Source organism: Rhizobium sp. MHM7A (assembly GCF_005862215.1).
Lineage (GTDB): Bacteria > Pseudomonadota > Alphaproteobacteria > Rhizobiales > Rhizobiaceae > Rhizobium > Rhizobium bangladeshense.
On record NZ_VCHT01000002.1, the window covers coordinates 243,337 to 269,455 of the forward strand.

Annotated in this window: 26 protein-coding genes; 11 read left to right on the forward strand and 15 right to left on the reverse strand. The window is 60.6% G+C overall.

The window, feature by feature from the left end:
- The first annotated feature begins 64 nt into the window (after positions 1-64).
- The gene (locus FFR93_RS09380; RefSeq protein WP_138393043.1) at positions 65-1,978 is read left to right on the forward strand and encodes an ABC transporter ATP-binding protein; all 1,914 of its coding nucleotides are present in this window, start codon (positions 65-67) and stop codon (positions 1,976-1,978) included.
- Here the strand turns inward: FFR93_RS09380 and FFR93_RS09385 are convergent.
- A complete protein-coding gene (locus tag FFR93_RS09385; RefSeq protein WP_138393044.1) occupies positions 1,934-2,866 on the reverse strand; it encodes an endonuclease/exonuclease/phosphatase family protein in 933 nt (310 codons plus the stop codon). The two genes, FFR93_RS09380 and FFR93_RS09385, sit on opposite strands and share 45 nt — an antisense overlap.
- Before the next feature lie 285 nt (positions 2,867-3,151).
- On the opposite strand from FFR93_RS09385, the gene petA reads away from it, so the two are divergent.
- From petA to FFR93_RS09405, 4 genes are all read left to right on the forward strand, one after another.
- On the forward strand, positions 3,152-3,730 hold the full coding sequence (gene petA, locus FFR93_RS09390) for a ubiquinol-cytochrome c reductase iron-sulfur subunit (protein ID WP_064705752.1): 579 nt from the start codon (positions 3,152-3,154) through the stop codon (positions 3,728-3,730).
- A gap of 14 nt (positions 3,731-3,744) precedes the next feature.
- A complete protein-coding gene (locus FFR93_RS09395; RefSeq protein WP_064705751.1) occupies positions 3,745-5,025 on the forward strand; it encodes a cytochrome b N-terminal domain-containing protein in 1,281 nt (426 codons plus the stop codon).
- Between the two features lie 25 nt (positions 5,026-5,050).
- Positions 5,051-5,932, forward strand: coding sequence for a cytochrome c1 (locus FFR93_RS09400; RefSeq protein WP_064705750.1), 882 nt, complete (start codon positions 5,051-5,053; stop codon positions 5,930-5,932).
- A gap of 113 nt (positions 5,933-6,045) precedes the next feature.
- Positions 6,046-6,588 carry an adenine phosphoribosyltransferase gene (locus FFR93_RS09405; protein ID WP_064705749.1) on the forward strand — a complete coding sequence of 181 codons (543 nt, stop codon included), beginning with the start codon at positions 6,046-6,048 and terminating at the stop codon, positions 6,586-6,588.
- A gap of 18 nt (positions 6,589-6,606) precedes the next feature.
- Here the strand turns inward: FFR93_RS09405 and FFR93_RS09410 are convergent, their stop codons facing one another.
- Together FFR93_RS09410 and FFR93_RS09415 are read right to left on the reverse strand one after the other, a co-directional pair.
- Positions 6,607-7,074, reverse strand: a complete 468-nt coding sequence (locus FFR93_RS09410) for a MaoC family dehydratase (RefSeq protein ID WP_138393045.1) — start codon at positions 7,072-7,074, stop codon at positions 6,607-6,609.
- Positions 7,071-7,562: a MaoC family dehydratase gene (locus tag FFR93_RS09415; protein WP_138393046.1), complete on the reverse strand. Its 492-nt coding sequence runs from the start codon at positions 7,560-7,562 to the stop codon at positions 7,071-7,073. The genes FFR93_RS09410 and FFR93_RS09415 overlap by 4 nt, the downstream gene beginning before the upstream one ends.
- Positions 7,563-7,642: 80 nt before the next feature.
- On the opposite strand from FFR93_RS09415, the gene FFR93_RS09420 reads away from it, so the two are divergent.
- Positions 7,643-8,725 (forward strand): hypothetical protein, encoded by a 1,083-nt coding sequence (locus FFR93_RS09420; RefSeq protein ID WP_138393047.1) that lies wholly within the window; start codon positions 7,643-7,645, stop codon positions 8,723-8,725.
- A gap of 16 nt (positions 8,726-8,741) precedes the next feature.
- On the opposite strand, the gene ychF is transcribed toward FFR93_RS09420, so the two are convergent.
- Positions 8,742-9,845 (reverse strand): redox-regulated ATPase YchF, encoded by a 1,104-nt coding sequence (ychF, locus tag FFR93_RS09425; protein ID WP_138393048.1) that lies wholly within the window; start codon positions 9,843-9,845, stop codon positions 8,742-8,744.
- 299 nt (positions 9,846-10,144) lie between these two features.
- Between ychF and clpS the strand changes: the two genes are divergently transcribed.
- A complete protein-coding gene (gene clpS / locus FFR93_RS09430; RefSeq protein WP_004680128.1) occupies positions 10,145-10,456 on the forward strand; it encodes an ATP-dependent Clp protease adapter ClpS in 312 nt (103 codons plus the stop codon).
- A 7-nt stretch (positions 10,457-10,463) separates the two neighbouring features.
- On the opposite strand, the gene FFR93_RS09435 is transcribed toward clpS, so the two are convergent.
- The 5 genes from FFR93_RS09435 to FFR93_RS09455 form a co-directional block, all read right to left on the reverse strand.
- A complete protein-coding gene (locus FFR93_RS09435) occupies positions 10,464-10,925 on the reverse strand; it encodes a GNAT family N-acetyltransferase (RefSeq protein WP_138393049.1) in 462 nt (153 codons plus the stop codon).
- A complete protein-coding gene (pth, locus tag FFR93_RS09440; RefSeq protein ID WP_064705743.1) occupies positions 10,922-11,653 on the reverse strand; it encodes an aminoacyl-tRNA hydrolase in 732 nt (243 codons plus the stop codon). The genes FFR93_RS09435 and pth overlap by 4 nt, the downstream gene beginning before the upstream one ends.
- 90 nt (positions 11,654-11,743) lie before the next feature.
- A complete protein-coding gene (locus FFR93_RS09445; protein ID WP_064705742.1) occupies positions 11,744-12,457 on the reverse strand; it encodes a transporter substrate-binding domain-containing protein in 714 nt (237 codons plus the stop codon).
- A gap of 25 nt (positions 12,458-12,482) precedes the next feature.
- Positions 12,483-14,834 carry an EAL domain-containing protein gene (locus FFR93_RS09450; protein WP_138393050.1) on the reverse strand — a complete coding sequence of 784 codons (2,352 nt, stop codon included), beginning with the start codon at positions 14,832-14,834 and terminating at the stop codon, positions 12,483-12,485.
- 234 nt (positions 14,835-15,068) lie between these two features.
- Positions 15,069-15,683 carry a 50S ribosomal protein L25/general stress protein Ctc gene (locus FFR93_RS09455; RefSeq protein WP_064705740.1) on the reverse strand — a complete coding sequence of 205 codons (615 nt, stop codon included), beginning with the start codon at positions 15,681-15,683 and terminating at the stop codon, positions 15,069-15,071.
- 398 nt (positions 15,684-16,081) lie between these two features.
- Between FFR93_RS09455 and FFR93_RS09460 the strand changes: the two genes are divergently transcribed.
- Complete coding sequence (locus tag FFR93_RS09460) at positions 16,082-17,626, forward strand: hypothetical protein (protein WP_138393051.1); 1,545 nt, start codon at positions 16,082-16,084, stop codon at positions 17,624-17,626.
- Between the two features lie 217 nt (positions 17,627-17,843).
- On the opposite strand, the gene FFR93_RS09465 is transcribed toward FFR93_RS09460, so the two are convergent.
- From FFR93_RS09465 to lgt, 6 genes are all read right to left on the reverse strand, one after another.
- Complete coding sequence (locus FFR93_RS09465; RefSeq protein WP_064705738.1) at positions 17,844-18,776, reverse strand: ribose-phosphate pyrophosphokinase; 933 nt, start codon at positions 18,774-18,776, stop codon at positions 17,844-17,846.
- 105 nt (positions 18,777-18,881) lie between these two features.
- Positions 18,882-19,703, reverse strand: coding sequence for a hypothetical protein (locus FFR93_RS09470; protein WP_064705737.1), 822 nt, complete (start codon positions 19,701-19,703; stop codon positions 18,882-18,884).
- A gap of 101 nt (positions 19,704-19,804) precedes the next feature.
- The gene (locus tag FFR93_RS09475; RefSeq protein WP_138393052.1) at positions 19,805-20,956 is read right to left on the reverse strand and encodes a Xaa-Pro peptidase family protein; all 1,152 of its coding nucleotides are present in this window, start codon (positions 20,954-20,956) and stop codon (positions 19,805-19,807) included.
- A gap of 5 nt (positions 20,957-20,961) precedes the next feature.
- Complete coding sequence (gene pgeF / locus FFR93_RS09480; RefSeq protein ID WP_138393053.1) at positions 20,962-21,756, reverse strand: peptidoglycan editing factor PgeF; 795 nt, start codon at positions 21,754-21,756, stop codon at positions 20,962-20,964.
- A gap of 111 nt (positions 21,757-21,867) precedes the next feature.
- The gene (locus FFR93_RS09485) at positions 21,868-22,968 is read right to left on the reverse strand and encodes a class I SAM-dependent methyltransferase (protein ID WP_138393054.1); all 1,101 of its coding nucleotides are present in this window, start codon (positions 22,966-22,968) and stop codon (positions 21,868-21,870) included.
- A 19-nt stretch (positions 22,969-22,987) separates the two neighbouring features.
- A complete protein-coding gene (lgt, locus tag FFR93_RS09490; RefSeq protein ID WP_138393055.1) occupies positions 22,988-23,836 on the reverse strand; it encodes a prolipoprotein diacylglyceryl transferase in 849 nt (282 codons plus the stop codon).
- 203 nt (positions 23,837-24,039) lie between these two features.
- Here lgt and FFR93_RS09495 point away from each other — a divergent pair, with 203 nt between their 5' ends.
- The 3 genes from FFR93_RS09495 (at position 24,040) to proC (ending at position 26,018) form a co-directional block, all read left to right on the forward strand.
- On the forward strand, positions 24,040-24,300 hold the full coding sequence (locus FFR93_RS09495; RefSeq protein WP_009997186.1) for an accessory factor UbiK family protein: 261 nt from the start codon (positions 24,040-24,042) through the stop codon (positions 24,298-24,300).
- Between the two features lie 388 nt (positions 24,301-24,688).
- Positions 24,689-25,189: a YbjN domain-containing protein gene (locus FFR93_RS09500; protein ID WP_003561305.1), complete on the forward strand. Its 501-nt coding sequence runs from the start codon at positions 24,689-24,691 to the stop codon at positions 25,187-25,189.
- A gap of 1 nt (position 25,190) precedes the next feature.
- Positions 25,191-26,018: a pyrroline-5-carboxylate reductase gene (proC, locus tag FFR93_RS09505; RefSeq protein ID WP_138393056.1), complete on the forward strand. Its 828-nt coding sequence runs from the start codon at positions 25,191-25,193 to the stop codon at positions 26,016-26,018.
- The last annotated feature ends 101 nt before the right edge of the window (positions 26,019-26,119 follow it).

Sequence of the window (26,119 nt, forward strand, 5' to 3'; positions counted from 1 at the left end):
ATATAAGGTTGCGTCCGCTTATCATTCCCTTTGCCGCTCCCCTCAATCCGCCTATATCGCTTCCATGTTTCTGCGACCCGTCTTCCGCCTGTTCGAAACCTGGATCGATCCTTTCCGCCCACGCGACAACTTGCAGCCGCCGCGCGCTACTCTCGGATTCATCTGGTTCTACATCGGCCAGGCGAAGATGCCGTTCATCGCCATGCTCATTCTCGGCGGCATGTCGGCGGCAATCGAGGCCGCACTCTTCTGGTTCGTTGGGCGTCTGGTCGATATTCTCGCCAGCACCACGCCCGGCGCCGGCTGGAGCGGCCTTCTCGCGGCCCATGGCGGCGAGCTGTTCGGCATGCTCGCTCTCATCGGCGTCGCGCGCTTCGTCGTCGCCTTCTTGATCGCGCTCGTCGACCAGCAGGTGATCACGCCCGGCTTCTATAATCTAGCACGCTGGCAATCTTATCTCCATGTCTCCCGACAGTCATTGTCGTTCTTTCAGAGCGATTTCTCCGGACGTATTGTCACCAAGGTCTGGTCGGCAGGGCAGGCGACCGGCGATCTCGTCACTTCGCTGATGGAAAGCGTGTGGTTTGTCGGCATCTATGCCGCAACCACGATCGCGCTCGTCGCCCGGCTGGATTTTTCGCTCGCAGCCGTCGTGCTGTTCTGGCTCGCCGCTTTCAGCCTGCTCGCTCGCCATTTCGTCCCGCGCATCCGTTATCACTCCCGCGAAACCGCGGAAGCCGGATCGATGCTGAACGGCAGGATGGTCGATTCCTACAGCAACATGCAGACACTGAAGCTGTTTGCACGCGACGAGGAGAGCGATCGCTACATGCGGCAGGGCTTCGACATCTACCAGGACACGGTGCTGCGCTTCACGCGGTTCATCACCGGTGTGAGGGCCTCGATGGCGCTGCTCTCCGGCCTGATGATCGTAACGATGGCGGGATTGAGCGTCGATCTCTGGCTGCGCGGCCTCATCAGCTCGGGCGCGGTGGCATTCTCGCTTGCATTGGTGCTCCGGCTGAATTTCCTGCTCGGGCGGCTGATGACGCAATTCAACGGGATCATGCGCAATCTCGGCACCATCCAGAACGCCGCGGAACTGATCTCGCAGCCGCTCGGGCTTGTCGATCGGCCCGATGCAAAGAGCCTGGCGATCCGGCAGCCAGGCATCCGTTTCGACAATGTTTCCTTCCGCTACGGCAAAGGCCAGCAGCCGATTGTCGAGAATTTCTCCCTGACCATCCGGCCGCGCGAAAAGGTCGGGATCGTTGGCCGTTCGGGCGCGGGAAAATCGACGTTGATGAACCTGCTGCTGCGTCTCTATGACCTCCAGGAGGGGCGCATCCTCGTTGACGGCCAGGATATATCGGCCGTGAGCCAGGAATCGCTCAGGATGCAGATCGGCGTCGTCAGCCAGGACACGTCGCTGCTGCATCGTTCGGTGCGCGACAATATCCTGTTCGGACGGCCGGATGCCGGCGAGGAGCGGCTGGTCGAGGCGGCCAGGCGCGCCGAAGCCATCGACTTCATCTCGCGCCTGCAGGATCAGCAGGGCCGTAGAGGCTTCGACGCGCATGTCGGAGAACGCGGCGTCAAATTGTCGGGCGGCCAGCGGCAGCGCATCGCCATTGCCAGGGTCATGCTGAAGGACGCCCCGATCCTCGTGCTCGACGAAGCGACGTCGGCGCTCGATTCGGAAGTGGAGGAAGCGATCCAGTCCAATCTCCACCGGATCATGGAGGGCAAGACGGTGCTTGCAATCGCCCACCGGCTGTCGACGATCGCCGCCCTCGACCGGCTGATCGTTGTCGATCTTGGTCGGATCATCGAGGAGGGTAGCCACGACGAGCTGCTTCGCCGTGGCGGGCTCTACGCCGAACTCTGGGCACGCCAGTCCGGCGGCTTCCTCGCGTCAGACGGAGGCCAGGCCTCAAGGATCGATGGCGAAATCCGCCATCAGGCCAAAATGGTTTGATCCGAAGCTGTTCGCGATGCGGCGGACCGATTTCAGCCGCAGGGGCGCTTTGCTGAAAACGTGATCGATCGCAATACCGAAGGGGCCGGCGATGATCGGCCACGTCGCTGGTTCCAGCGACACCGTACCCAAGCCCTGGCTGCGCATGAGATACTGCATGTCAGGAGCCAGAATCGAGGTGTTGAAGTCGCCGGCAAGCACGAGCGGTCCCGTCAGCGAAGGGATAAGCTCGACGAGATCTTCGATTTCAAGGCCGTGGAATTCATCGTAATAGGGCTTGGTCAGGTGCGCGGCGAGGAAATTGACCTTCCGGCCGTCGAAATCGATCGTCGAGATCGTCAGCCGGTTGCGCCAGAGGAGCCCGAGGTTACGGATGTGGGGCTCGATGAGAGGGCGCTTCGACAAGACGAGCGTATCGCATTGCTCCATGCCGATGCCGCAGCCGACGTAATAAGGATAGGTCTGCAAGAGCCGCGGCAGTTCGGACAGCAGCGGCTCGGCCTCGAGGATGTTGACGACATCGGCGCCAGAGGCGATGACCATCTCGGCGATATCACGGCCGTTTGCGAAATTATCATTCTCGATGTTGAAGGACATAAGCCGGAAGAGAACAGGGCGCCCCTCGTTGATGGCGGGTTCTACGAATTCACGCGCCATCACGACACCATGGACGGCAAGCATCACCGACACGCCGAGCGTCAGAACCGCGTACCAATGCCGTTTGACGAGAAAGGCCGCGACGGAAGCGACCGCTGCGGCCACCGCCAGGTGGAGTTGGAAGCTGTAAAAGAAGGAAAGCAGATAGAAATCTTTGACGTAGCGCAGAGAGATAATGGCGAGGACAAGGGTCGTGAGGACGCTGAATACGCAAAAAATCGTGTCTCTCATCCGCTTCGGTCCGGCTTGTTTGCTTGGCTGCGACTGCGCCTATCATGCTAGCTTTTTTGTTGCAATGCAGCATAACGGCAAGCGGGTAATTGCCTTAAAAAATTCATCGGAAATTTCCCGCGACATTGTGCCCACGTCCCCTTGTCAAGGCTGGACATAATTTGCGATCAAGCTTAGAACGCGCCGGATTACCGGGGAGTCTATGGCCGAATTGTGTCGAGAGAGATTCGTTGGTAGAGGGGCAGGGCGGAATTCCGCGATATTTGCGCAGAGGATGGTTAAGCCGTGAGCGAACACGAAACGACAAGCGAGGCTTCGACAGAGCCCACTCGCCGTGATTTCCTTTATCTCACCACTGGTATGGCTGGTGCCGTCGGCGCCGCAGCGTTCGCATGGCCGTTCATCGACCAGATGCGCCCGGACGCATCGACGCTGGCGCTCGCTTCCATCGAAGTCGATGTCGCAAGCCTCGAGCCCGGCATGTCCTTGACGGTGAAGTGGCGTGGCAAGCCGATCTTCATCCGCAACCGCACGCCGGAAGAAGTCAAGGCCGCAGCCGATGTTCCGATGTCGGACCTCAAGGATCCGGTGGCCCGCAATGCAAACCTTCCTGCCGACGCTCAGGCAACGGGCGTCGACCGCTCGGGCGGCGAAGGCAAGGAAAACTGGATCGTCATGATCGGTACCTGCACCCATCTCGGTTGCGTCCCGCTCGGCCAGGCCGGCGAATACAATGGTTGGTTCTGTCCCTGCCATGGCTCGGTCTACGATACGGCCGGCCGCATCCGGAAGGGTCCTGCGCCTGAGAACCTGGCGATCCCGACCTTTTCATTTGTGTCCGATACCAAAATCAAGATCGGTTGAGGGGAGACTGATTCATGAGTGGCCATTCCAGCTACGAACCATCAACCGGCTTCGAGAAATGGGTCGATGCGCGCCTGCCGCTGCCGCGCATGGTCTATGACAGCTTCGTGGCATATCCGGTTCCGAGAAACCTGAACTATGCCTATACTTTTGGCGCCATGCTCTCCGTCATGCTGGTCGTGCAGATCCTAACGGGTATCGTGCTCGCCATGCATTACGCCGCGGACACAGCGATCGCCTTCAACTCCGTTGAAAAGATCATGCGTGACGTCAACCATGGCTGGCTGCTGCGCTACATGCATGCCAACGGCGCATCCTTCTTCTTCGTCGCCGTCTACCTGCACATCGCCCGCGGCCTCTATTACGGCTCCTACAAGGCGCCGCGCGAAATCCTCTGGATCCTCGGCGTCGTCATCTACCTGCTGATGATGGCGACCGGCTTCATGGGCTACGTCCTGCCCTGGGGCCAGATGTCCTTCTGGGGCGCGACCGTCATCACCGGCTTCTTCTCGGCCTTCCCGATGATCGGCGAATCGCTCCAGCAGTTCCTGCTCGGCGGCTTTGCCGTCGAACAGCCGACGCTGAACCGCTTCTTCTCGCTGCATTACCTGCTGCCCTTCATGATCGCCGGCGTCGTCGTCCTGCACATCTGGGCGCTGCACGTCACCGGCCAGACCAACCCGACCGGCGTCGAGGTCAAGACGAAGACGGACACCGTGCGCTTCACGCCATATGCGACGATGAAGGATGCGCTCGGCGTATCGGTCTTCCTGCTGGTCTATGCCTATTTCGTCTTCTATATGCCGAACTTCCTCGGCCATGCCGACAACTATATCCCGGCCGACCCGTTGAAGACGCCGGCACACATCGTTCCGGAATGGTATTTCCTGCCCTTCTACGCGATGCTGCGTTCGATCACCTTCAACATCGGCCCGATCGACTCCAAGCTCGGCGGCGTGCTCGTGATGTTCGGCGCGATCATCGTGCTGTTCTTCCTGCCATGGCTTGATACCTCCAAGGTTCGCTCTGCGGTCTACCGTCCCTGGTACAAGTTGTTCTTCTGGCTGTTCGTGATCAACGCGATCATCCTCGGCTGGCTCGGCTCTCAGCCGGCGGAAGGGAGCTTCGTCATCATCTCGCAGATCTGCACGCTCCTCTACTTCGCCTTCTTCCTGGTTGCCATGCCGGTGCTCGGCCTAGTCGAGACGCCGCGGCGCATCCCGAACTCGATCACCGAAGCGGTGCTCGAGAAGCGCAACAAGACAGCTGCCGCCAGTGCAGCGGCCAATGCGTAAGCGCGAGACGGAAGGGAACAGAAACATGAAGACGCTTGTTGCAAGCATACTCTCGCTCGCTGTTGTTGCCGGTCTCAGCGGCGCGGCTCTGGCCGAAGAGCCGGGCCCGGCCGGTGCGGCTCCGGCCCATCACGCGGAAGGCGAGACGCCGCATTATCCGCTGAAGCATCCGAAGCAGCAGGACTGGAGTTTTGCCGGTCCCTTCGGCCATTACGACAAAGGCCAGCTGCAGCGCGGCCTCAAGGTCTACACGGAAGTCTGTGCAGCCTGCCATTCGATGAAGCTCGTGCCTTTTCGCACGCTCGGCGAACTCGGCTATTCCGAGGCGCAGGTGAAGGCCTTTGCCGCGAATTACGAGGTTCAGGACGGTCCCGACGCGAACGGCGAGATGTTTACCCGCAAGGCGGTTCCTTCCGATTACTTCCCGTCGCCTTTCCCCAATGCCGAAGCAGCTGCTGCTTCCAACAATGGCGCCGCTCCGCCCGATTTTTCGCTGATCGCCAAGGCCCGCGCAGTCGAGCGCGGCTTTCCGCAGTTCGTTTTCGACATGTTCACGCAGTATCAGGAAAGCGGCCCCGATTACATCTATTCGCTGCTGACCGGCTATGAAGAGCCGCCGGCCGGCACCAAGATAGCGCAGGGCGCGCACTACAATCCGTATTTCAACGCCGCTGACGTACTCGCCATGCCGAAGCCGCTCTCCGACGGCCAGGTGACCTATGACGACGGCGCACCGGCGACCGTCGACCAGTATTCCAAGGACGTCACTGCTTTCCTGATGTGGGCCGCCGAGCCGCATCTGGAGGAGCGCAAGCGTACCGGCTTCATGGTCATGGTCTTCCTGGCGATCTTCACCGTGCTGATCTACCTGACGAAGCGCTCGGTCTACGCCAATAAGGAGCATTGAGCGTTCCTTGGCTGAATTCGAAAGGCGGCTTGCGAGCCGCCTTTTTTGTTGGTTCCACCCTCGGCAATTGATAGGGTGCGGCCGGTTTATGCGCTCGCAGATACGGACTTTCCATGGACAATACAATTTCGGAGCTTGCAGCCAGCATCCGCTCCATTCCCGATTACCCCAAGCCCGGAATCATCTTCCGCGACATCACCACGTTGCTCGGCAACCCCCGTGCTTTCCGACGGGCGGTCGACGAACTGGTGCAGCCCTATGCGGGCACGAAGATCGACAAAATCGCCGGCATGGAAGCGCGCGGTTTTATTCTCGGTGGCGCGGTGGCGCACCAGCTTTCCTCGGGCTTCGTGCCGATCCGCAAGAAGGGCAAGCTGCCACACGACACCGTGCGAATTGCCTACAGCCTGGAATATGGCGTCGACGAAATGGAGATGCATCGTGATGCGATCCAGCCTGGCGAGAAGGTGATCCTGGTCGACGATCTCATCGCTACCGGCGGCACGGCCGTTGGGGCTACGAAGCTTCTACGCCAGATTGGTGCGGAGGTGGTCGGCGCCTGCTTCGTTATCGACCTGCCCGACCTTGGCGGCCGCAGGAAGCTCGAAGAGCTCGGCGTCGCCGTACACACGCTGGTCGAATTCTCCGGGCATTAGGCTTTCAGTGCATCCGCGTCAGTCGAACTCCAGGACGCCGCTTTCAAAGCGCATGACGGGATCGCCATTCTGATTGACGCCCTCGCAGAGGATGGTGTTGAGGTGCCAGCCTGGCCGCGAGGCGAGCGGCCGGCTGGAGAGAAGGGCGACGGAATAGGTTACGACGTCGCCTGCGAAGACTGGCCGCAGCCATTGCAGCTTCTGAAAGCCGGGCGAGGGGCCGACATTGGGCGACGTCAGGCCCTTTTCGGCGAGAATAACGCTTTGCCTTTGCCAGAATGCGAGGAAGGTCCGCATCCAAGCCGCCGTGGTGTGCCAGCCCGAGGCGCAGAGCCCGCCGAAGAGGGTGTCTTTGGCGGCCTCCTTGTCGACGTGAAAACGCTGCGGGTCGTAGCGTCTGGCAAAGCGAATAATGTTTTCCTCGGTGAAGGTGTAGCTGCCGATCTCGGCTTTCTCGCCGACGGTGTAAAGTTCGGACATTCTCATGCTGACAGCCCCGAGCTCATATTGGCCTCGTCCGGAGGGAGGCGCATGCGGATCATCACAGAATTTTCCGAGAGGCAGACGAGTTCGCCGCGCTGGTTTTCCACCTCGTGGCGGAACTTGACCATGCCCATTCCGGGGCGCGAACGCATCGGCCGGGCTTCGAGGACGATGGAACGGCCCTGCAGCGTATCGCCTGAAAGCACCGGTTTTCGCCATTCCATGAGATCGATGCCCGGCGCGCCCTCGCAGAGCGCGTTCAGGATGTAGCTGTCGGCCATCATGCGCATCAGCATCGAAGACGTATGCCAGCCGGAAGCGGCAAGCCCGCCGAGTATGCTGGCGCGGCCGGCCGCCTCGTCGAGATGCATAGGCTGCGGGTCAAATTCTCGGGCGAACTCGATGATCTCCTCGGCCAGCACCAGCTGCGGCCCGAGGGGAAAACGGCGGCCGGGCTCAAAATCCTCAAAAGACAGCTTTTCTGCCGGCATTTTCTCCTCCGCCATATGCAGCGCACAATGCTTACAATAGCATCCGCGCGGGCTCAATGATTCCGGGGAGATAAACCGGCATGACCGAACTGAAGTCGATACTCGACGAAGCGGCGCGCCAAGGGCTGATTTCGCCAGAGGCGGGCGGCAGACTCTTGCCGTTTCTGACTGAGCACGGCGTAGCCGTCATCGAGACGCTACCTGTGTCGAGAGCCGATGGGCAGGCCTGGTCGGATACCGAGACGCCACGCTTCGTGCGCGGCTTCCACGACGTGCTGATTACCATTGGCGTTGTCGTCGCACTGGTCGGCCTCTGGGGCCTGGCGCCGCTTTACGCCGTGCCGGTCGCGATCATCGTACTTTCGGAAATCCTGGTGCGCCGCCAGCGACTCGCTTTGCCAGCGGTCAGCCTGACGATCGCGCTGTTCTGCTGGATATGTCTGCTGATGTCCCAATTCTTTCCCCCGTGGACACCGACCTCCCAGTCCTTCGGAGCGGAGGCGACGCAGTTCGTCGCCGGCTTCCCGATCATTCTCGGCGCCTATTATGCCCGCTACCGCGTGCCGCTGTCACTGGCGCTCTGCATCATGTCGGTGCTTGCGTTCGTCCTCACGCTGATCTTGCGCCTGGTGCAATGGGTAAGCGGTAATCCGGCGTTCTTCCTCGATCATCCCGTCGTGCTGGCGCTGGTTGCCCTCATCTGCGCGCTCGGACTGTTTATGATGGCGCTCTATTTCGATCTCGGCGACCGGCTGCGGCGGACGACGCGTTCGGATATCGCCTTCTGGCTGCACCTCGGCGCGGCGCCGGCGCTGCTCTACAGCACCGTTTCGCTGCTGTCGATCGGGGAAAGCGGCCGTATCTTCGACTTGGCGAACATGTCGGCGCGGACGCCTGTGGTCGTCGCGACGGTGGCGGCGCTGATGCTGATCGGCCTGGTCATCGACCGGCGCGCATTCGTTACCTCAGGGCTGCTGTCGCTCGGCGTCGCGATCTTCGGCGTCGTCCAGGAGGGAAATGCGACTATCGATACCTATATCTTCACGACGCTGATTATCGTTGGGGCCATCGTGCTCATTATCGGAACGGGCTGGATGCCGCTTCGGCGGCTGGTGCTCAGGGCACTGCCGCCGGCTATCGCAAGCAGGCTGCCGCCTGGTTAAGGCGGCAGCGAACTGATCAGGTGTTAAAGCGGAAGTGGATGACGTCGCCGTCCTGGACGACGTATTCCTTTCCTTCGTCGCGCGCCTTGCCGGCATCCTTGGCGCCGACTTCGCCGTTGTATTTGATGTAATCGTCATAGGCGATGGTGTTGGCGCGGATGAAGCCGCGTTCGAAATCCGAATGGATGACGCCGGCAGCCTGCGGCGCCTTGGTTCCGCGCTCAATCGTCCAGGCGCGCGTTTCCTTCGGGCCGACCGTGAAATAGGTGATGAGGTCGAGCAGCTTGTAGCCGGCGCGGATCAGCCGATCGAGGCCCGCCTCGTCGAGGCCGAGGGCGGAGAGGAATTCCTTGGCTTCCTCATCGGCAAGCTGGGCGACCTCGGCTTCGATCGCCGCCGAGATGATGACGGTTTCCGCACCCTGTTCTTTAGCCATGGCGGCGACGGCCGCTGTGAATTCGTTGCCTGTGGATGCATCGACCTCGGCGACGTTGCAGACATAGAGCACCGGATGCGAGGTGAGCAGGTTAAGGCCCTTCAGGATAGCTATCTCATCGGGGGCGAGCTTCGACAGCAGGGTGCGCACCGGCTTGCCTTCGTTGAGCAGCTTCAGCGAGGCTTCCATGATCGGCAGCATCGCCATCGAATCCTTGTCCTTGCCGGTGGCGCGCTTGCGCGTCTGCTCCGTGCGGCGCTCCAGGCTCTCGAGATCGGCGAGCATCAGCTCAGTCTCGATCGTCTCCGCGTCGGCAACCGGATTAATGCGACCCTCGACATGAGTGATGTCGCTATCTTCGAAGCAACGCAGCACATGCACAATCGCATCGACTTCACGGATGTTGGCAAGGAACTGGTTGCCGAGGCCTTCGCCCTTAGAGGCGCCGCGGACGAGACCGGCGATGTCGACGAAGGAGATGCGGGTCGGAATCAGCTCCTTGGACTTGGCGATGTCGGCCAGCTTGCGCATGCGCGGATCGGGCACGGCGACTTCGCCGGTGTTCGGCTCGATGGTGCAGAAGGGATAGTTGGCAGCCTGTGCGGCCGCCGTCTTGGTGAGCGCATTGAAGAGAGTCGATTTGCCGACGTTCGGCAGACCGACGATGCCGCATTTGAAGCCCATGGCTTAATCCATATCTATTGGTGACTTTGCCCTGCCTATGCGGGAATGGCTGCCCCGGGTCAAGAGTTCGCGGCAATTGAAAGAGCATTGAGGCGCGGAAGGGTGAGCGAAGGCCACAAGTTGCCTCGCCAATTCGCAGCCTTCGATGGGAAGCGGGTGCGGTGATCAAGAGCAGCGATCATCCCTCCCGCTCTCCATCGAACGACATTTACGCCATTGAACTGCCGTGCCGACGGTGCAATATAGTCCCTGCGGATGTTTCTTCCGCCTTTTCATGTCATCAACGGTTGGGTTTTCCGATGAGTGACAATGACGTTGCCCTGAAACCGAAGACCAAGGTGAAGCCGAAGCTGGACAAGCCGAAGCTCTACAAGGTCATTCTCGTCAACGACGATTATACGCCTCGTGAATTCGTCATCGTGATCCTGAAAGTCGTCTTCCGCATGAGTGAGGAGACCGGCTATCGGGTGATGATGACGGCGCATAAGCTCGGCTCCTGCGTGGTCGTGGTCTGCGCCAAGGACATCGCCGAGACGAAGGCCAAGGAGGGTATCGACCTTGCCAAGGAGATGGGTTTTCCGCTGATGTTCACCACCGAGCCCGAGGAATAGCCCCAGTTCACTGCCGACGGATCTGATAGCCGGTCTTGTCCTGCGTGAAGCCGCAATTTTCGTAGAAGCGCAGCGTCGCCGGGTTCTTAGAGCCGGTGAGCAACATCACCTTATAGCAGCCGGCCTTCCAGGCCTGCTCCACCGCGTGGCTGATGACGGCGCCGGCATAGCCGCGCCGGCGGTGCTCGGCGTGAGTGACGATGTTTTCGATCAGTGCATAAGAGGCGCCGCCGCGCGTCAGGTTCGGCATGACGATTAGGGTGACGGTCGCAGCCGCGAAGTCGCCGGCAAAGCCGATGAAGACGGTCATGCCGGACCGGGCGAGGATGGCTGAGAAGCGCTCCTCGGCCTTGGCCCTGTCGAGAACTGGATCGGCTGGATTAAGGTGATGGTAGAGTGAAATCAGCCCCTCGAGATCGCCGGCGGCGGCGGGGCGGACAGTAAAATCCTGGTCCGGCACCGGCCTCATTCCCCTTTGTTGCCGAACATCTTCTTCAGCATCTCGGCCATCGGGCCGGTGGTGGGGAGCTTTGGCTGGTTATTGTTGCGAGCCTGGCGGATATGCGACTGGCCGGCCGGCTTCTTTTCGCTGTCCTTGCTGTTCTTCCGCGGCTTTTCCTCTTCGGCCTTGTCGCCGAGCGCCAGCGCGATCTTGTTCATCAGCTGCGAATCCTCGTTTCGCACCAGCATATCGGCATTGTCGGCCAGGGCGTCGAGAAGCGGCTCCAGCCAGGTTTTATCGGCCTTGGCGAAATCGCCGAGCACATGGTTCTGCACCATTTCCTTGACGCCGGGATGGCCGATGCCGAGGCGCAGCCGCCGGTATTCCTTACCGCAATGGGCATCCAGCGATTTTATGCCGTTATGGCCGCCATGGCCGCCGCCGGTTTTCAGTCGGGCCTTCCCGGGTGGCAGATCGAGTTCGTCATAGATCGCCACGAGGTCGGCCGGCTGGAGCTTGTAGAAGCGCATCGCCTCGCCGACCGCCTCGCCGGAAAGATTCATGTAGGTCTGCGGCTTGATCAGCAGTACCTTGTCGCCGCCGAGTTCGCCTTCGGCGATCTCGGCCTTGAACTTCTTCGACCAGGGCGAGAAGCTGTGACGCCGATGAATGGCGTCGACGGCCATGAAGCCGATATTGTGGCGGTTGCCGGCATATTTGCCGCCGGGATTGCCGAGACCGGCAATGATCAGCATGGCCTGTCGTCCTCGCTTGAGCGTTTCTGGACGTTCACCACCCGGAAACGAAGGCAAAGTCAAGCGGAAATGGCGAGCCGATCGGCAGCATCATTGCGAGAGGTTCATGCCGTATTTCAAGAAGATCTGCCGCTGGTCGCCGTCAGCGATCAGCTTGTCGAGGGCGGCCTGCATCTTGGCGCGCAAATCGTCGGGAAAGCTTTTCTCACAGGCGATGCCCATTGGTTGAGAGGAGAGCACGGTTACAATCTCCACCGGCTGATCGGCCTTCAGTTTTTCGAAATAGAGTTCGGAGATCGGCATCATGTCGATCCGACCGCTGAGCAGCTTGCGCAGCGTGGCGTTAAAGTCAGTAGCCACATCGAGCTTAGTGAACCCCTTTTCCTTCAGGATCGTCTCGGTATAGTCCTCGCGCTGGGTGCCGATCGTATATTTTTTTGCCTCTTCGAGATTGCCGGCTGTGACGCCCGACCCCTTGCGGGTGATCAGGATGTTTCGGTCGATGAGCAGCGGCTCGACCCATTTGAACAGCGGATCACGTGCGCTGTTGTGGGCGGTGGCGAAAACACATGTCATCGGCGCAGTGCGCGCAAGGCTGAAAGCACGCGCCCAAGGCATGACTTCGATCGTGTAGTCGATGCCGATCGCAGCCATCACCTTTTCGACCTGCTCGACGGTCGCGCCCTTGATCACCTTGCCTTCGCGATAGTTGAAGGGAGCGTAATCCTCTGTCGTGAAAGCAACCGCCTGCGCGTTGGCAGGGGAGGGCAGCGCCAGGCATGCGAGAAGCAGGAGCTTTTTCATCATGTCATCCCCCTTCATTCTTCGGTTATGAGGCGCGTGCGACGGCGGATTGCGGGGCCATCAGTTCCTCGATGAGAGCGGCTGCGTGCTGCGGACGATGGAAGAGATAGCCCTGGCCGTAGTCCAGACCCATCTGGTGAAGCGTGCGGCATTCCTCCTCCGTCTCGATGCCTTCGGCAATGACGGTGCAGTACATCTTGTGGGAAAGAGTGGTGATGCTTTCGATCAGCATCCGGCTCTTCTGGCGCACATCGTCGTCGCCGTCGTTGATCGCGCGGGTGAAAGACTGGTCGATCTTGATGATATCGACAGGAAAGCGGTTGAGGTAACTCAGCGATGAATAGCCGGTGCCGAAATCGTCCAGCGCGATGCGGCACCCGAAGCGGCGAAGCTCTGCGACGATCATGCGAATTTGCGGGTTGTCGTGCATCAGCACGGCTTCCGTGATCTCGACGACGATGCGCTCGGGGCGGATGCCGTGGCGACCGACGATAGCGGCAAGGCGGGCCGGCAGCGCCGGGTCGAACTGCAATGGCGAGAAGTTGATTGCGAGGTAGGTATCCTGCATCCCCGATATACGAGAGATTTTCGCAAGATGGGAGATCGCCATTTCCATGATGACGTTGCCGACGCGGACGATCTTGCCCGTCTCCTCGGCGACGCCGATAATCTCGGCTGGCGGCATCAGACCCTTCTGCGGATGGGTGAGGCGCATCAGCGCCTCGAAACCGGCAATGCCGCGGCCGTTCAGGTTGACGATCGGCTGCAGGAAGGCTTCGAACCAATTGTCGACGAGGCCGGCTTCGATATTGGCTTCGATTTCGGCGCGGCTGCGGGCGCGGTCGAGCATGGCATTGTCGAAGAGCTGCGCGCCGTTCTTGCCGTCCCGCTTCTTGGCATACATTGCCATGTCGGATTTCAGCAACAGTTCGGCCGCGGTGGCGGCATGATGTGGATAGATGGCGATGCCGATGGAAGCGCTCAGATGCATATCCGGGGCAAATGGCGTTTCGAAGATTGAGGCGATCTGCTCGCACATCGCCCTGGCGCGTCTTTCGGCGTCCTTCGCAGGCAACAGGATCGCGAATTCGTCGCCGCCGAGACGGGCCGCTTCATCCGAGGGAGCGAGATGGGTCTTCAGGCGCTCGACCAGCTCGATCAGCGCCGCGTCGCCGGCGGCATGCCCCATATTGTCGTTGATCCACTTGAAGCGATCGAGATCGACGAAGAGGCAGGCAAGTTCCTGGCCGGCGGCGTCCGCGGCGGCGATCTTGTTATCGAGCACCGCCTCGAACCCTTGCCGGTTGAGGAGCCCGGTAAGATGATCGGTGATTGCCTGGCGATGGTTGCGGTCCTCCGAAGCCTTGAGCTCGGTCACATCGGTCATGACAGACAGCGAGAGGCGATCGTGAGCGCCGGCGCCGGCTTCCGCTTCCATAATAAGGACGTCCATCGTGCGGCCATCCAGGCAGACGAATTTGACGGTGACGGTCATGCCGTTTTCGGCCTGGCGACGCTTGACGAACTTGTCGCGGCTGCTTGATGTGACCAGATCTGCGAAATTGCGGCCGATGATGTCGGCGCGACTATAGCCGGTGGCGAGCAGCCAATAGTCACTGACCGCGGTGATGCGATCTTCCTCATCGAGCGAGAAGAGCATGGCGGGCGTCAGGTTGTAGATATCGGTGGCGCGGCGGTGGGCGAGCTTCAGCTCCTTCTCCTCGCTTTCAAGCTTTGTTTGCATCTCGTTGAAGCTGCGGGCAAGCCGTCCCATCTCGTCGTTCGACTGCCAGTCGACATGATGGCGGGAGCCGAGCTGCCGGGTGGCCTCGATCGCCGCCGTCAGACGCATCAGCGGCTGGATGACGAAGAATCGGTTACCGATCAGCGCTGTGCCGAAAACGGTCAGAACCGCGAAGATGAAGATCGAAATGAAGACGACCTCTTCCTGCTTCAGGCCGGAAAACAGGCCGAGGGCGGGATAGTAGACGCTGATGCTGCCGAGATTCTTCGGGCCGTCGACGGTGTTGTAGATGATGGCGCGCGACACCTGCACGAGATCGCCGTCAAAGGAACGCGGAATGGTGGATTGGCTGACATCGAGCTGGCCGGACTGATCACGCACCTCGACCTTGACAATTGCGCCTTGGGAGACGACCGTCGCGCTGATCTGGGTGACGCTTTCTTCATCGAGGTCCCAGAGCGGTTTTGCCAGCGCTTGCGCGTTGGCTACAAGAAGAACAGAGATGTGGTCGCGTATTTCCTTGTCGGCGCGTTCCGAGGAAAGAAAAAGGAAGAGAACAAAAAGGGGAGCTACAAAAACCAGCAGCGCCCCGCAAACAATTCCAAAAAATCTGTTCTCAACGGAATTGTTCATGGTTCCGTCTACTCCCCCGGGCCGGCCATATTTGCTGTCGCGCGTTCGGGCCGGCTTCTTCGCAGCTGACGGCACATGCTTTCACGAATATGTTAAATGTTGCTGAAACGGAGCTTTGGCGGACAATGAAAAGCCCGCCTTCCTGTGAACTGACCCCGGAAAGTTGCGTGTTAACGCTCCGGGGGCCAGTTCACTGGGAAAGCGGGCCATATGTTTACAAATTTGTCGAAGCTATCAGGCTTCGGTTTCGCCTTCAGCTTCCGCGGCGCTCTCGTCGACGCCGGCAGCAGGAGCGACGATGGTCGCTATCGTGAAGTCGCGGTCGATGACCGGGGTCACGCCCTTCGGCAGAGTGACTTCCGAAATATGGATGCTGTCGCCGATCTTCTTGCCGCTGAGGTCAATGTTGAAGAATTCCGGGATCGCATCGGCCGGGCAGTGAACTTCAACTTCATGGCGGACGATGTTCAAAACGCCGCCGACCTTGAGGCCCGGGGACTTCGCTTCATTGATGAAGTGAACCGGGATTTCGACGCTCACCTGGGTGTTGCCGGAGACGCGCAGGAAATCGACATGCAGTGTAAAATCGCGGACGGGGTCGAGCTGGTAGTCCTTCGGTAGAACCTTGTACTTCTTGCCGTCGACTTCGATGGTCGCCACGGTGGTCATGAAGCCACCGGCGTGAATGCGCTTCGTCACCTCATTGGTGTTGAGAGCGATGGCAATGGGGGCCTGCTTGTCACCATAGATGACAGCGGGAATCAAACCGTTGCGGCGAAGTTCACGGGCGGACCCCTTACCAACCCGTTCGCGCGCCTCGGCCTTGAGCTCGTAAGTTTCCTGGCTCATGGCTATTCCTTTCGAGGTTATTTGGAGAGTTCGGCGGCGGCCAGATGCCTTATGCCAGCGAACTGGAGGCGGGTTTCCCCATCCTCATCCGCGTTGCCTCCAAGGGTGTCTACGCGGACCGGTGGCCTATATTATAAGTCGCTCGGAAACGCAAGTTGCGGATTGCGGTGCGGATCACGCCCCTGCAGGCGTCGACCGTCAAGTCTTCAAATGAGCCCGGCAGGCGTAACCAGCGGGCGCCGGCATTTCGGCTCAAAGAGGCGAACTTCATGAAATCACTTCAAAACCGCGTCCGTCCAGGTAGCATAATTGCCATTAGCTGCCGCCACTTGGCTTGACATCGGCGCGCTTCGCATCTTTGGATGGCCGCCTTAAAGCGGCTGAGGAGAAACCAGACTATGCGTCTAAAATTTGTCACGGCAACGAGCCTGCTCGCCCTTTGCCTTTTTACCACGGCAGAGGCGGTGGAAATCAATCAGGACGGAGCCAATGCGGTCAGGGACACTTTGACGAAGCTGCTTCCCGATGATCTGGCGAAGAGCGGCTTCATCGCTGTCAATCCGGCAGGCACGCGCTATGAGATCATCTACGATCTGGCGAAGCTGCTAGCCAAAGCTGACCCTGCGACCTTCACGATCAATGGGCTGACCCCGTTCTCGACATTCGCCACGCCGCTCGACAACGGGCTCTGGAACATCGAGGGTGATGACAACTTCAACGTCTCCGGCCATTTTAAAGGCCCGGATCAGAAGCCGACGGATTTCACCTATTCCATCGCCTCGATTGTCTATAGCGGCGTTTTCGACCCGGCGATCAGCTATTTGCGCTCCGGCACCTTCGCGGCCAAGGACATAAAGATCGCCAGCAAGTCCGAAACCGAGGAGGTTCATGCCACCATCGCCAGCATGGACCAGAAGCTGAGCTCGACCGATAGCGCAGGCGGCAGTGCGCGTATCGATTTTGTCGGCAGCGCCTCGATGTCTGGTTTCTTCGAACAGGTTTCCGGCGTCCAGATGCCACCCATCGAAATTCGTGCCGGCTCGATCATCGTCGACGCCAAGGTGAACGGCCTGCCGGCAAAGCAGATTCGCGAGATGGTCTTGTTCGTGCTCGACCATCTTGATGAGAAGGAATTGAGCGCGGAAAATAGCGCCGAGATAAAAGGAATAGTGAAGGAAGCGTTCCCGCTTCTGACCTTGTTCAGCGAGACGATTGCGGTTAACGATCTCACGATCAGCAACGAGATGGGCAAGGGCGGAGCCAAGGCATTTGCCTATAACCTGGCGCTCGACGGCCCCAGTGACGCTATGCGTTTCGGTTTCGGAATGAATGCGCAGGAGATCAGCCTCGACACGCCGCTGATGCCGGCAAATTATGCGACCTTCATGCCGACCAATTTCGATTTCCAGCTTGCTCTTCCGAACCTGGATTTCGCAAAATTCGGCGATGCCCTCATGGCGGTGGATTTCAACGATGAGGCGCCCGAGAAGACCGGCGAGGAAATGGCGAAGAAGCTGTTCCGCGACGGGCGGCTCGCTGTCGAGTTCCCCAGGATCAGCGCCAAGTCCGCAGTTTACGACGTTGACATGACGGGCAAGATCGAAGGCCGGGTCGACACCGAGAAAGACTACTCGATGGAGGCGACAATTCTTGCCCGCGATCTCGACAAGACGATCACGGCTGTCCAGGAACTCGCCAAGACGGACCCCGACCTCAACCAGGTCTCCTTCGGCATCATGATGGTGAAGGGCTTCGCCAAGACCGATTCCGACGGCCGTTCGCGCTGGGACATCAGCATCAGCCGCGATGGTTCCGTGGCGGTCAATGGCCAGCAGATCAAGGGACCGGACGGTCCGGATCAGGATCAGGGGCTAGATGCGGACCAGGAGCAGGAATCGGATCAAGGTCAGGACGCGGAACCTGCGCCGCCGCAGCAGCCCTGAGCAGTTTTAACTGGAAACAGAAATGTAAGAGGCCGGCCTCGTGCCGGCCTTTTTGCGTCTGACGTCACCCGGCGTCAGCGAGACCCGTGTTCGGCACAGCAGCTCAATCCGGCTCCAGGAGCGCGGCTGGCGACCAATTGAGGGTCAGCCATTCATGCGCCTTCGCCGGGTTCATCTCATGCGGTAATTGAAAGAGCCGATCGAATGCCGGCTCTTTTTAATCGAAGAGGCTGGAGACGGACTCTTCCTGGCTCGTCCGGCTGATCGCCTCGCCGATCAGCGGAGCCGTGGTGACGATGCGGATGTTGTGCGCAGAAAGTACCGCTGTGGTCGGCTGGATCGAATCCGTGATCACGAGCTCGCGCAGTTTAGAGGAGGTGACACGGGTGACTGCGCCGCCGGAGAGAACACCGTGGGTGATATAGGCGGTGACGCTCGATGCACCCTTGGCCAGCATCGCATCGGCGGCGTTGCAGAGCGTGCCGCCGGAATCGACGATGTCGTCGATCAGCAGACAGTCCTTGCCTGTAATGTCGCCGATAATGTTCATGACTTCGGATTCACCAGGCCGATCGCGACGCTTGTCCACGATGGCGAGCAGACAGTCCAGGCGTTTGGCGAGCGCGCGGGCACGCACGACGCCGCCGACATCGGGTGAGACGACCATGACGTTGCTGAGGTCGTAGTGGCTCTTGATATCGCGTGTCAGCACGGGCAAGGCGAAGAGGTTATCCGTGGGAATATCGAAGAAGCCCTGGATCTGACCTGCGTGGAGATCGAGCGTCATGACGCGGTCGGCCCCGGCTTCGGTGATGAGATTGGCAACCAGCTTGGCCGAGATCGGCGTGCGGCCGGAAGCGCGGCGATCCTGACGGGCATAACCGAAATAAGGAAGCACAGCGGTGATGCGCCGGGCCGATGAACGACGCATTGCGTCGATCATGATCAGCAGTTCCATCAGATGGTCATTGGCAGGATAGGACGTGGGCTGTACGAGGAAAACGTCCTCACCGCGCACATTTTCCTGGATTTCGACGAAGATTTCCTGATCGGCAAACCTTCGGACACTGGCTCTCCCCAAGGGAACGTTGAGATAGTTGCAGATCGCTTCGGCCAGTTGCCGGTTCGAATTGCCTGCGAAAACCTTCATGTTGGTCCGCCTGTTATGCGCTGATAGCCGCGCTTTTTAGTCAGCTTCCCCGTGAATGCAAGGGCAAAGGCGCCACAGACTTTCATAATTGCAAAAAGTTTGTGACTAACCGCCCTGAGTCTGCCGCCAAGAGGTGAATTCCGCGATGGTTTTCGAAGCGATCTGCTGCATCACCGAAGCCGGAACGCCGGCCCAAGGGTCGGCCGCCGCCGTCGGTACGCTTTCCTGCCCTTGTATGCGATGCAGGCGGGCACCGCCGCTGTCGAGAATGTCCCAGACATAGACCACGGTGACCTTGCCGTCGTCGCTGAAGGCGGAGAGATAACCTTTGAGGATGTAGTCGCTGCTCGTATCGTTCGAGCTCTTGATGGAGAGGCCGTGTGAGCGCGCCTCGGCGCCGAGCTGGCGCGAGAGCGGAGTCACGGCCTGCACAGGCGCGCCGATGATCGGCAGGAAGCGCACCGTATTGCCGCGGGCGGAGGAGGCGCCGGGGGTGAGGGCGGCGGTCTGCTGCGGCTGCTGAGTGTCAAGTCGCTGGCCGGACTGTGCCAGAGACCCGGCGCCGGCGGCAGCCGGCGGCAGCGCCTGTCCCTCGATCGGGGCGGAGGCGGCAGGCGAAGAGCCGTTTCTGGAGAGGGCGTCTGCCTGCTCCTGCATCGTTGTCGGCGGTGCGCCGCTGCCGGGCCGATAGGTCCTCTGCGATTGATCATAGGCTGGATGATAACCACTCGGCTGGGCGCTTCCGGCGAAAACCGGTTGGCGGGCGCCCGCCAAACGTTCCGCCTCGCCCTGCGTGACCGGGCTTGACGGTGCGGTTCCGGAGGAATCGCCGATGCCGACTTGCGGCGTCAGCGCTTCGGTTGTGTTGCAGGCGGTCAGGAGAGCCATGACGAACAGGAGCGTGGGCACAGTCGCAGCTCGCGTCATCCCGTGATCCGTCCTTCCCACAATCGCATCAGCCCGCCCGAAGTTATGCGGGCGGGGACGGTCCTCTGTCAATTCCGGATTCTCACCCTTCAATTCGGTCTTCAAAGGCCGATGAAATCGAGCGAATGACGGGAAAGTGTGCGCGGCGCATCCGCCGTCGTCAGATAGGTCTGTCCGAGCGTCATCGCCGTGCCCGTATCGGAGTCCGCAATGATCATGTGCACGAAGAGTGACATGTTCGGCTCGATAGGCTGCGGATTGCCGACATGGAACATCTGGTGCTCCATCCAGGAGGGCGAGAAGCGGGCGCCCAGCGAATAACCGCAGGCGTTCAGCCGGTGGCGGGCGAGGCCGCGTTCGTCCATGATCCTGGCATGCATGTCGAAGACGTCGCCGAAGGTGTGGCCGGGCTTCAGCACGGTCTCGATCGCCTCGATGGTTTCGCGGCAGGCATTGTAAAGCTCGCGATGACGTTGCATCGGCTCGCCGATGACGATCGTACGCATCATGGCAGCATGGTAATGGGCGTAAGTGCCGGCCCATTCAAGCGTCAGCTGGTCCTTGGCGTCGAGCTTGCGGCGGCCGGCCTTGTAGCGGCAGAGCAGGGCGTCGGCCGCGGAGCCGATGATGAACTCGTTGGCGGGATAATCACCACCGCCGGAAAAGATCGCACCCTGCATGGCCGCCAGGATGTCGGCCTCATCGGCGCCCGGTTTCGTCAGCCGGATTGCAGCGTCGAGCGCGTCGTCGGCGAGAGCGGCAGCTCGCTCCACATAGGCGACCTCGGTCTGGCTCTTGATGAGACGAAGACGACTGACGAGATAGGAAGCGTCGACGATCTGGCCGAAGGTGGTCAACTGCGCGTCGAGCAAGCGGGCGACGCGGCCGGTCATGCCATGCGTATCATATTCGACGCCGATGCGCGCGCCGAGCAGATCCATCTCGACCAGGAGGTTCCTCAGGTCGAGCGTCGGATCAGCATTGACCCTGTCGACCCAGATGTGGATATCCTCAAGGATTGACGTGTGTTTAGCCTGGCGAAGATCGGCCGAGCGGGTGATCAGCGCCATGGTGCCGTCGCTCTTGACGATCAGCGTCTGGAAAAAGCAGTAGCCGAAGGTGTCATAGCCGGTCAGCCAATACATGCTTTCCTGGGCGAAGAGCAGCAAGGCGTCGAGCTTTTCTTCCTTCATCTTCTCGGTGAGGCGCGCAAGCCTGCTTGAGAACTCGGCCTTTTCGAAGTGCAGTGCCATTCTGCTCAAGTCTCCCTGATTGATATCGCTGAAATCTGGCGGCCGTAGTCCGGCTCGTCGCGATGTGTCGTCCGGCGATAGGAAAAGAAGCGCTCGCTATCGGGATAGGTGCAGAGGCCGAGGCTTTCGGCCTGCACGCCAGCCCGGGTCAGCCTGTCGATCGTCAGCGCCGGCAGATCGAACATGGCGCGGCCCGGCGTTGCGGAGGGCTTGAAAAAGCGCTGGTAATCCGGATTTTCGGCGACGAAACGATCGACGAATTCCGGCCCGACTTCGTAACTCGCCTGACTGATCGAGGGGCCGACGCAGGCCAGTATGCCGGCACGGTCCGCCCCCAAGGCTTCCATGGCTGCAATGGTGTTTTCAAGCACGCCGGTCAGCGCGCCCTTCCAGCCGGCATGGGCGGCGCCGATGACGCGATTTTCGGGGTCGGCAAAGAGGATTGGGCCGCAATCGGCGGCCAGTACGCCAAGCGCAATGCCGGGAACCGCCGTCACCATCGCGTCGGCGTCGGGGCGGGCGCCGTCGTAATCAGCGCCGATCGTCACGACGTCGGGCGAATGCACCTGATGAACGGTTGCCAACCGCTCGAGCGGCAGATTGAACCAGGCAGCGACGCGGCGGCGGTTTTCCATGACGTTTCCGCGCTCGTCGCTGGAGCCGAGGCCGACATTGAGACCGCGATAGATCCCTTCGGAAACACCGCCGGCCCGGGTGAAATAACCGTGGCGGATGGCGGCGCCGGCGGCTTCATTCAGTAGCGCGCTTTGGATCGGTGCGGGAAAGGCCGCGTCCTGCATCTGTGATTCCGGGTTTTTCGAGAGGTTTGTTCTTGTCCCGAGCGCATCGCATCAGCGACGCGTTTCAAGTTCCTGTTTCGCGCGGATGTTGGCTCAGCCGCATGCGCCCTGTCAATCCACCGGGCGAAAGGGCATGAGGTCGACGGCTGGATGGGATACCGCCATTACCTTGAAGAGTTCGCCCATCCGACCCTCACCGGCGCCGGCAAGCCTGTCGACTGCCGACTGGATGACCTGCTGGGTCTGTGGTTCGCGGTCACGCTCGAGGGTGGCGGCGCGTTCGAGAATGCCGAGCCCGGTCAGAAAGTCGCCCTGATGCAGGGCGCCGTTCAGATGCAGGCCGGCCGCCAGCGCCGTTTCGGCGAGCTGCTGGAAGTCGACATGGCTCGTCAGGTCGGCTTCGCCGGGATGGGCGAGCGGCGGGTCGAATTCATGCATGCGCACCGCTTGCAGCGTATCGCCGAAGCCGGTGACGAGATGGCCGTAGTCGATGACCAGCGCCGTGCCGCCGAAGGCGCGCAGCCGCTCGCAGATCGCCAACATCACGGCCTGACGGGCGGGCGAGATCTCGAAGAGCGTGCCGAGCGGCAGGTTCTGCATCGGTTCGGGCAGCAGGGCCGGATCGAGGCCGGCGACACCGGCGGCAAAGGTCAGCTCGCCATCTGCGTCGAGGCCGACCATACGCTCGCGGAAACCCGTTTGCGTGCGGATGAACTGGCGGATCGGGATAGCGTCGAACAACTCGTTGGCGGCTATCAGCGTGAAACCCGGCGGCACCTCGTCGAAGCCGTGATGCCAGGCGATCTTTTCGCCGTAGGACTCGAGTGTCCGGCTTTGGACGTCGCGCAGGCGCTCGCTTGTTTCGACGAGATGAACGCTCATCGTTTCGAAAAGCGGCGGCGCGATGCGGGCGATGACACGCAGCATATCCGCCATCATCGTGCCGCGGCCGGGCCCGATCTCGACCAGGCGTACGCTGCCTGGCGTGCCGTGACGCTGCCAGGCGTGGACGACGAAGACGCCGATCATTTCACCGAAGATCTGGCTGACTTCCGGCGCGGTGACGAAATCGCCGGAGCGGCCGAAGGGCTCGCGGGTGCGGTAATAGCCGTGCTCGGGATCGGCGAGGCAGAGCGAGAAATAATCGGTGACGCTGATCGGACCGTTGGCCTGGATGATCGCCTTGATCTTTTCGCCTAAAGCGGTGGTCATGTCGCGCATCCTGCCATTGTCAGAGCTGCGGTGCAGCCTGGCGCCGGGCCCGCAGGATCGCCCAGAGGCCGAGCAGGATCATCGGGGAGGAGAGAACCATCCCCATGGTCAGCCAGTTCGTGCCGAGGAGGTAACCGAGCTGGGCGTCCGGCTCGCGGAAGAACTCGACGAAGATGCGCGACAGCGCATAGCCGCAGACGAAGACGCCGGAGACGAAGCCCGGGCTTTTCAGCGCGCGCATGCCATAGACCAGGGATGCCAACACCAGAAGGAGAACGATGCCCTCCAAGCCGGCCTCGTAAAGCTGGCTCGGATGGCGGGCGAAGGGGCCGCCGGTCGGGAACACCACGGCCCAGGGGACGTCGGTCAACCGGCCCCAGAGCTCGCCATTGATGAAATTGGCGATGCGGCCGAAGAACAGGCCGAAGGGAACGACGGCGGCGACGATATCGAACAGGCTCCAGATCGGAATGGCGTTGCGGCGCGCAAAGATGATCATCGCGATCGTCATGCCGGCCAGCCCACCGTGAAAGGACATGCCGCCGTTCCAGATTTCGACTGCACGGACGGGATCGCGCAGGACGGCGGACAGGTCGTAGAAGAAAATGTAGCCGAGACGGCCACCGAGGACGACGCCGAGCGCTGCCCAGACTATGAAATCGTCGAGCTGCGTCCTCGTTATCAGCGAGCGATTGCCCGGCCAGAGACTGTCATTGGCAGCGATGCGGCGCGCATAGGCCCAGCCGAGCAAGATCCCGGCGACGTAAGCCAGGCCATACCAGTGAATCGCCAACGGACCGATCGAAAAAGCGATCGGATCGATGTCAGGGAAAGGCATGATGGCAAGGAGATTGGCTGCTGTCGGCAAGGTTTTCCCATCCATTGAGGTCGGCGGAACATGCCGCCGCGATCCCGGACGGTCAAGTGCATTGTTCGTGAATGCCCCTCCGTTACCGGCTTTGAACAAGGCTATCCCGCGTAAAGCGCTTGCATCGTGGGTGGCGAAGCCCTACCTCAATCTTCGAGGCCCCGAAGGGCTGAATTCACCTTATGCGAAGGGAGAAAAACGCCATGACGACCGGAACGAACCGCATCATGGACGAGTTCGCCAAGCTGATGACCGACGCGGCAGGTGCCGCCCAGGGCGTCCGCAAGGAGATCGAGACGGCTTTCAACGCCCAGGCCGAGCGTTGGTTGAACAGCATGGACGTCGTCAAGCGCGAGGAATTCGAGGCCGTGCGCGAGATGGCGATCAAGGCGCGCGATGAAAACGAGGCGCTTGCCGCCCGTATCGCGGCGTTGGAGGCCAAGCTTGCCGGCGAGGGGCATTAAATCCCGATACGGTGCAGATGCGGCGTTGCCTTCATGTCACACGCCGCGTCTGTCCTAAAAAATTCCAGGTGAGTTTTCCACCTGTGGACACTGCCAAAAAAGCCAATTCGCAGAGTCGCTTATTCTCCCTTCTGAATTGAGTTTCGAAGTGCTTTCCACAACGACCCGTCCCTATTTTCCTCTCTGGGGGCTGGCAGGTGGCGAGGGTCATTATACACTGATTTTAAATGATGATTCGAAGCGACTTGGTAAGCTCCGGGCAGGTTATCTGCGTTAAGTCTGGCAGCGGTTCAACGATCATCCAGTGGTGGTTTCCGGTATTTGCGTGTGTCTTTCTTGTGTTCGTATCCCAAGTTAGTCGCATTCGTTCCGGTCAAGAAGGTGCTGCATGAACCTGATGGAATTGGAAGTCGAGCGTCAATCGAACCCGGTCGATATGATCGAGTACGTGGCCTCCAACAACGACTGGTCGTTCGAGCGGTCCGGCGAGGACGAGATCGCGATGACGGTCGAAGGGCGCTGGACGGACTATCATGTCTCCTTCTCCTGGATGGAGGAATTCGAGGCGCTGCATCTTGGCTGCGCTTTCGATATCAAAGTCCCCGACATCAGGGTCAACGAGGTGGTCAAACTGCTTTCGGCGATCAACGGGCAGGTGTTGATGGGGCATTTCGACCTCTGGCGTCAGGAAGATGTGGTCATCTTCAGGCAGTCGCTGCTGCTTGCCGGCGGCGCCGAGCCGACCAACCGTCAGGTAGAGGTGCTGCTTTCCAGCGCGCTCGACACCTGCGAAGCCTATTTCCAGGCATTCCAATTCGTCGTCTGGTCCGGCATGGACGCGACGAAGGCGATGGAAGCCGTGCTGTTCGAAACGGTGGGCGAGGCCTGAGATGCCGGCGAAAGCTTTTTCATCGGCAAATCCCGTCGTGCTGATCGGCGCGGGAAATATGGGCGGAGCGATGCTCGCCGGCTGGCTGAAGAGCGGCGTCCCGGGTTCAGCCGTCATCGTCGTGGATCCCGGCCCCTCGTCGGCGATGCTGGCGACGATCAAGGAAGCCAGTGCGACGCATCTGACCGAAGTCCCTGCGGAGTTGAAGGCGAGCGTCTTATTCCTCGCAGTCAAACCCCAAGTGATGGAAACGGTCTTGCCGGCGGTGAAAAGCGCCGTAGGGCCGGCCACAGTCGTCGTCTCGGTCGCAGCAGGCAAGACGCTCGGTTTTCTCGAAAGACATCTCGGCAAAGCTGCCATGGTGCGAGCCATGCCGAACACGCCGGCGATGGTCGGCCGCGGCGTAACCGGGGCCTTTGCCAATTCAAGGGTCAGCAATCAGCAGCGCGAGCGCGTCCATGCCCTTCTCAGCGTCTCCGGCCCCGTTGAATGGGTGCCCGCGGAGGCTGATATCGATGCCGTGACCGCGCTTTCCGGCAGTGGCCCGGCCTATGTGTTCTATCTCGTCGAATGTATGGCGGAGGCGGGCCGTAAACTCGGCCTGCAGGCGGACCTCGCCATGCGTCTTGCGCGGGAAACTGTCGCGGGGGCTGGTGAACTCTTGCACCAGTCCCCCGACGATGCTTCGCGGCTGCGGCAGAATGTGACCTCTCCCGGCGGCACGACAGCGGCGGCGCTAGCAGTGCTGATGGCGGAGAACGGCATGCAGCCCCTCTTCGATACGGCACTCGCGGCAGCGCGCAAGCGGGCCGAGGAGCTGGCCGGCTAGAGCGCCGCGCGTCTCTAAAGACGCGCTAAGGACGTTCTAACACTTTAGATTTGCGCATGATCCTTTCGTAAAATCGATCTCGATTTTCCGAAAGGATCATG

Coding starts and splice junctions, on each gene's coding strand:
- FFR93_RS09380 (WP_138393043.1), top strand. CDS start 65: ATGTTTCTGCGACCCGTCTTCCGCCTGTTCGAAACCTGGATCGATCCT.
- FFR93_RS09385 (WP_138393044.1), bottom strand. CDS start 2,866: ATGAGAGACACGATTTTTTGCGTATTCAGCGTCCTCACGACCCTTGTC.
- FFR93_RS09395 (WP_064705751.1), top strand. CDS start 3,745: ATGAGTGGCCATTCCAGCTACGAACCATCAACCGGCTTCGAGAAATGG.
- FFR93_RS09400 (WP_064705750.1), top strand. CDS start 5,051: ATGAAGACGCTTGTTGCAAGCATACTCTCGCTCGCTGTTGTTGCCGGT.
- FFR93_RS09405 (WP_064705749.1), top strand. CDS start 6,046: ATGGACAATACAATTTCGGAGCTTGCAGCCAGCATCCGCTCCATTCCC.
- FFR93_RS09410 (WP_138393045.1), bottom strand. CDS start 7,074: ATGAGAATGTCCGAACTTTACACCGTCGGCGAGAAAGCCGAGATCGGC.
- FFR93_RS09415 (WP_138393046.1), bottom strand. CDS start 7,562: ATGCCGGCAGAAAAGCTGTCTTTTGAGGATTTTGAGCCCGGCCGCCGT.
- FFR93_RS09420 (WP_138393047.1), top strand. CDS start 7,643: ATGACCGAACTGAAGTCGATACTCGACGAAGCGGCGCGCCAAGGGCTG.
- ychF (WP_138393048.1), bottom strand. CDS start 9,845: ATGGGCTTCAAATGCGGCATCGTCGGTCTGCCGAACGTCGGCAAATCG.
- clpS (WP_004680128.1), top strand. CDS start 10,145: ATGAGTGACAATGACGTTGCCCTGAAACCGAAGACCAAGGTGAAGCCG.
- FFR93_RS09435 (WP_138393049.1), bottom strand. CDS start 10,925: ATGAGGCCGGTGCCGGACCAGGATTTTACTGTCCGCCCCGCCGCCGCC.
- pth (WP_064705743.1), bottom strand. CDS start 11,653: ATGCTGATCATTGCCGGTCTCGGCAATCCCGGCGGCAAATATGCCGGC.
- FFR93_RS09445 (WP_064705742.1), bottom strand. CDS start 12,457: ATGAAAAAGCTCCTGCTTCTCGCATGCCTGGCGCTGCCCTCCCCTGCC.
- FFR93_RS09450 (WP_138393050.1), bottom strand. CDS start 14,834: ATGAACAATTCCGTTGAGAACAGATTTTTTGGAATTGTTTGCGGGGCG.
- FFR93_RS09455 (WP_064705740.1), bottom strand. CDS start 15,683: ATGAGCCAGGAAACTTACGAGCTCAAGGCCGAGGCGCGCGAACGGGTT.
- FFR93_RS09460 (WP_138393051.1), top strand. CDS start 16,082: ATGCGTCTAAAATTTGTCACGGCAACGAGCCTGCTCGCCCTTTGCCTT.
- FFR93_RS09465 (WP_064705738.1), bottom strand. CDS start 18,776: ATGAAGGTTTTCGCAGGCAATTCGAACCGGCAACTGGCCGAAGCGATC.
- FFR93_RS09470 (WP_064705737.1), bottom strand. CDS start 19,703: ATGACGCGAGCTGCGACTGTGCCCACGCTCCTGTTCGTCATGGCTCTC.
- FFR93_RS09475 (WP_138393052.1), bottom strand. CDS start 20,956: ATGGCACTGCACTTCGAAAAGGCCGAGTTCTCAAGCAGGCTTGCGCGC.
- pgeF (WP_138393053.1), bottom strand. CDS start 21,756: ATGCAGGACGCGGCCTTTCCCGCACCGATCCAAAGCGCGCTACTGAAT.
- FFR93_RS09485 (WP_138393054.1), bottom strand. CDS start 22,968: ATGACCACCGCTTTAGGCGAAAAGATCAAGGCGATCATCCAGGCCAAC.
- FFR93_RS09495 (WP_009997186.1), top strand. CDS start 24,040: ATGACGACCGGAACGAACCGCATCATGGACGAGTTCGCCAAGCTGATG.
- FFR93_RS09500 (WP_003561305.1), top strand. CDS start 24,689: ATGAACCTGATGGAATTGGAAGTCGAGCGTCAATCGAACCCGGTCGAT.
- proC (WP_138393056.1), top strand. CDS start 25,191: ATGCCGGCGAAAGCTTTTTCATCGGCAAATCCCGTCGTGCTGATCGGC.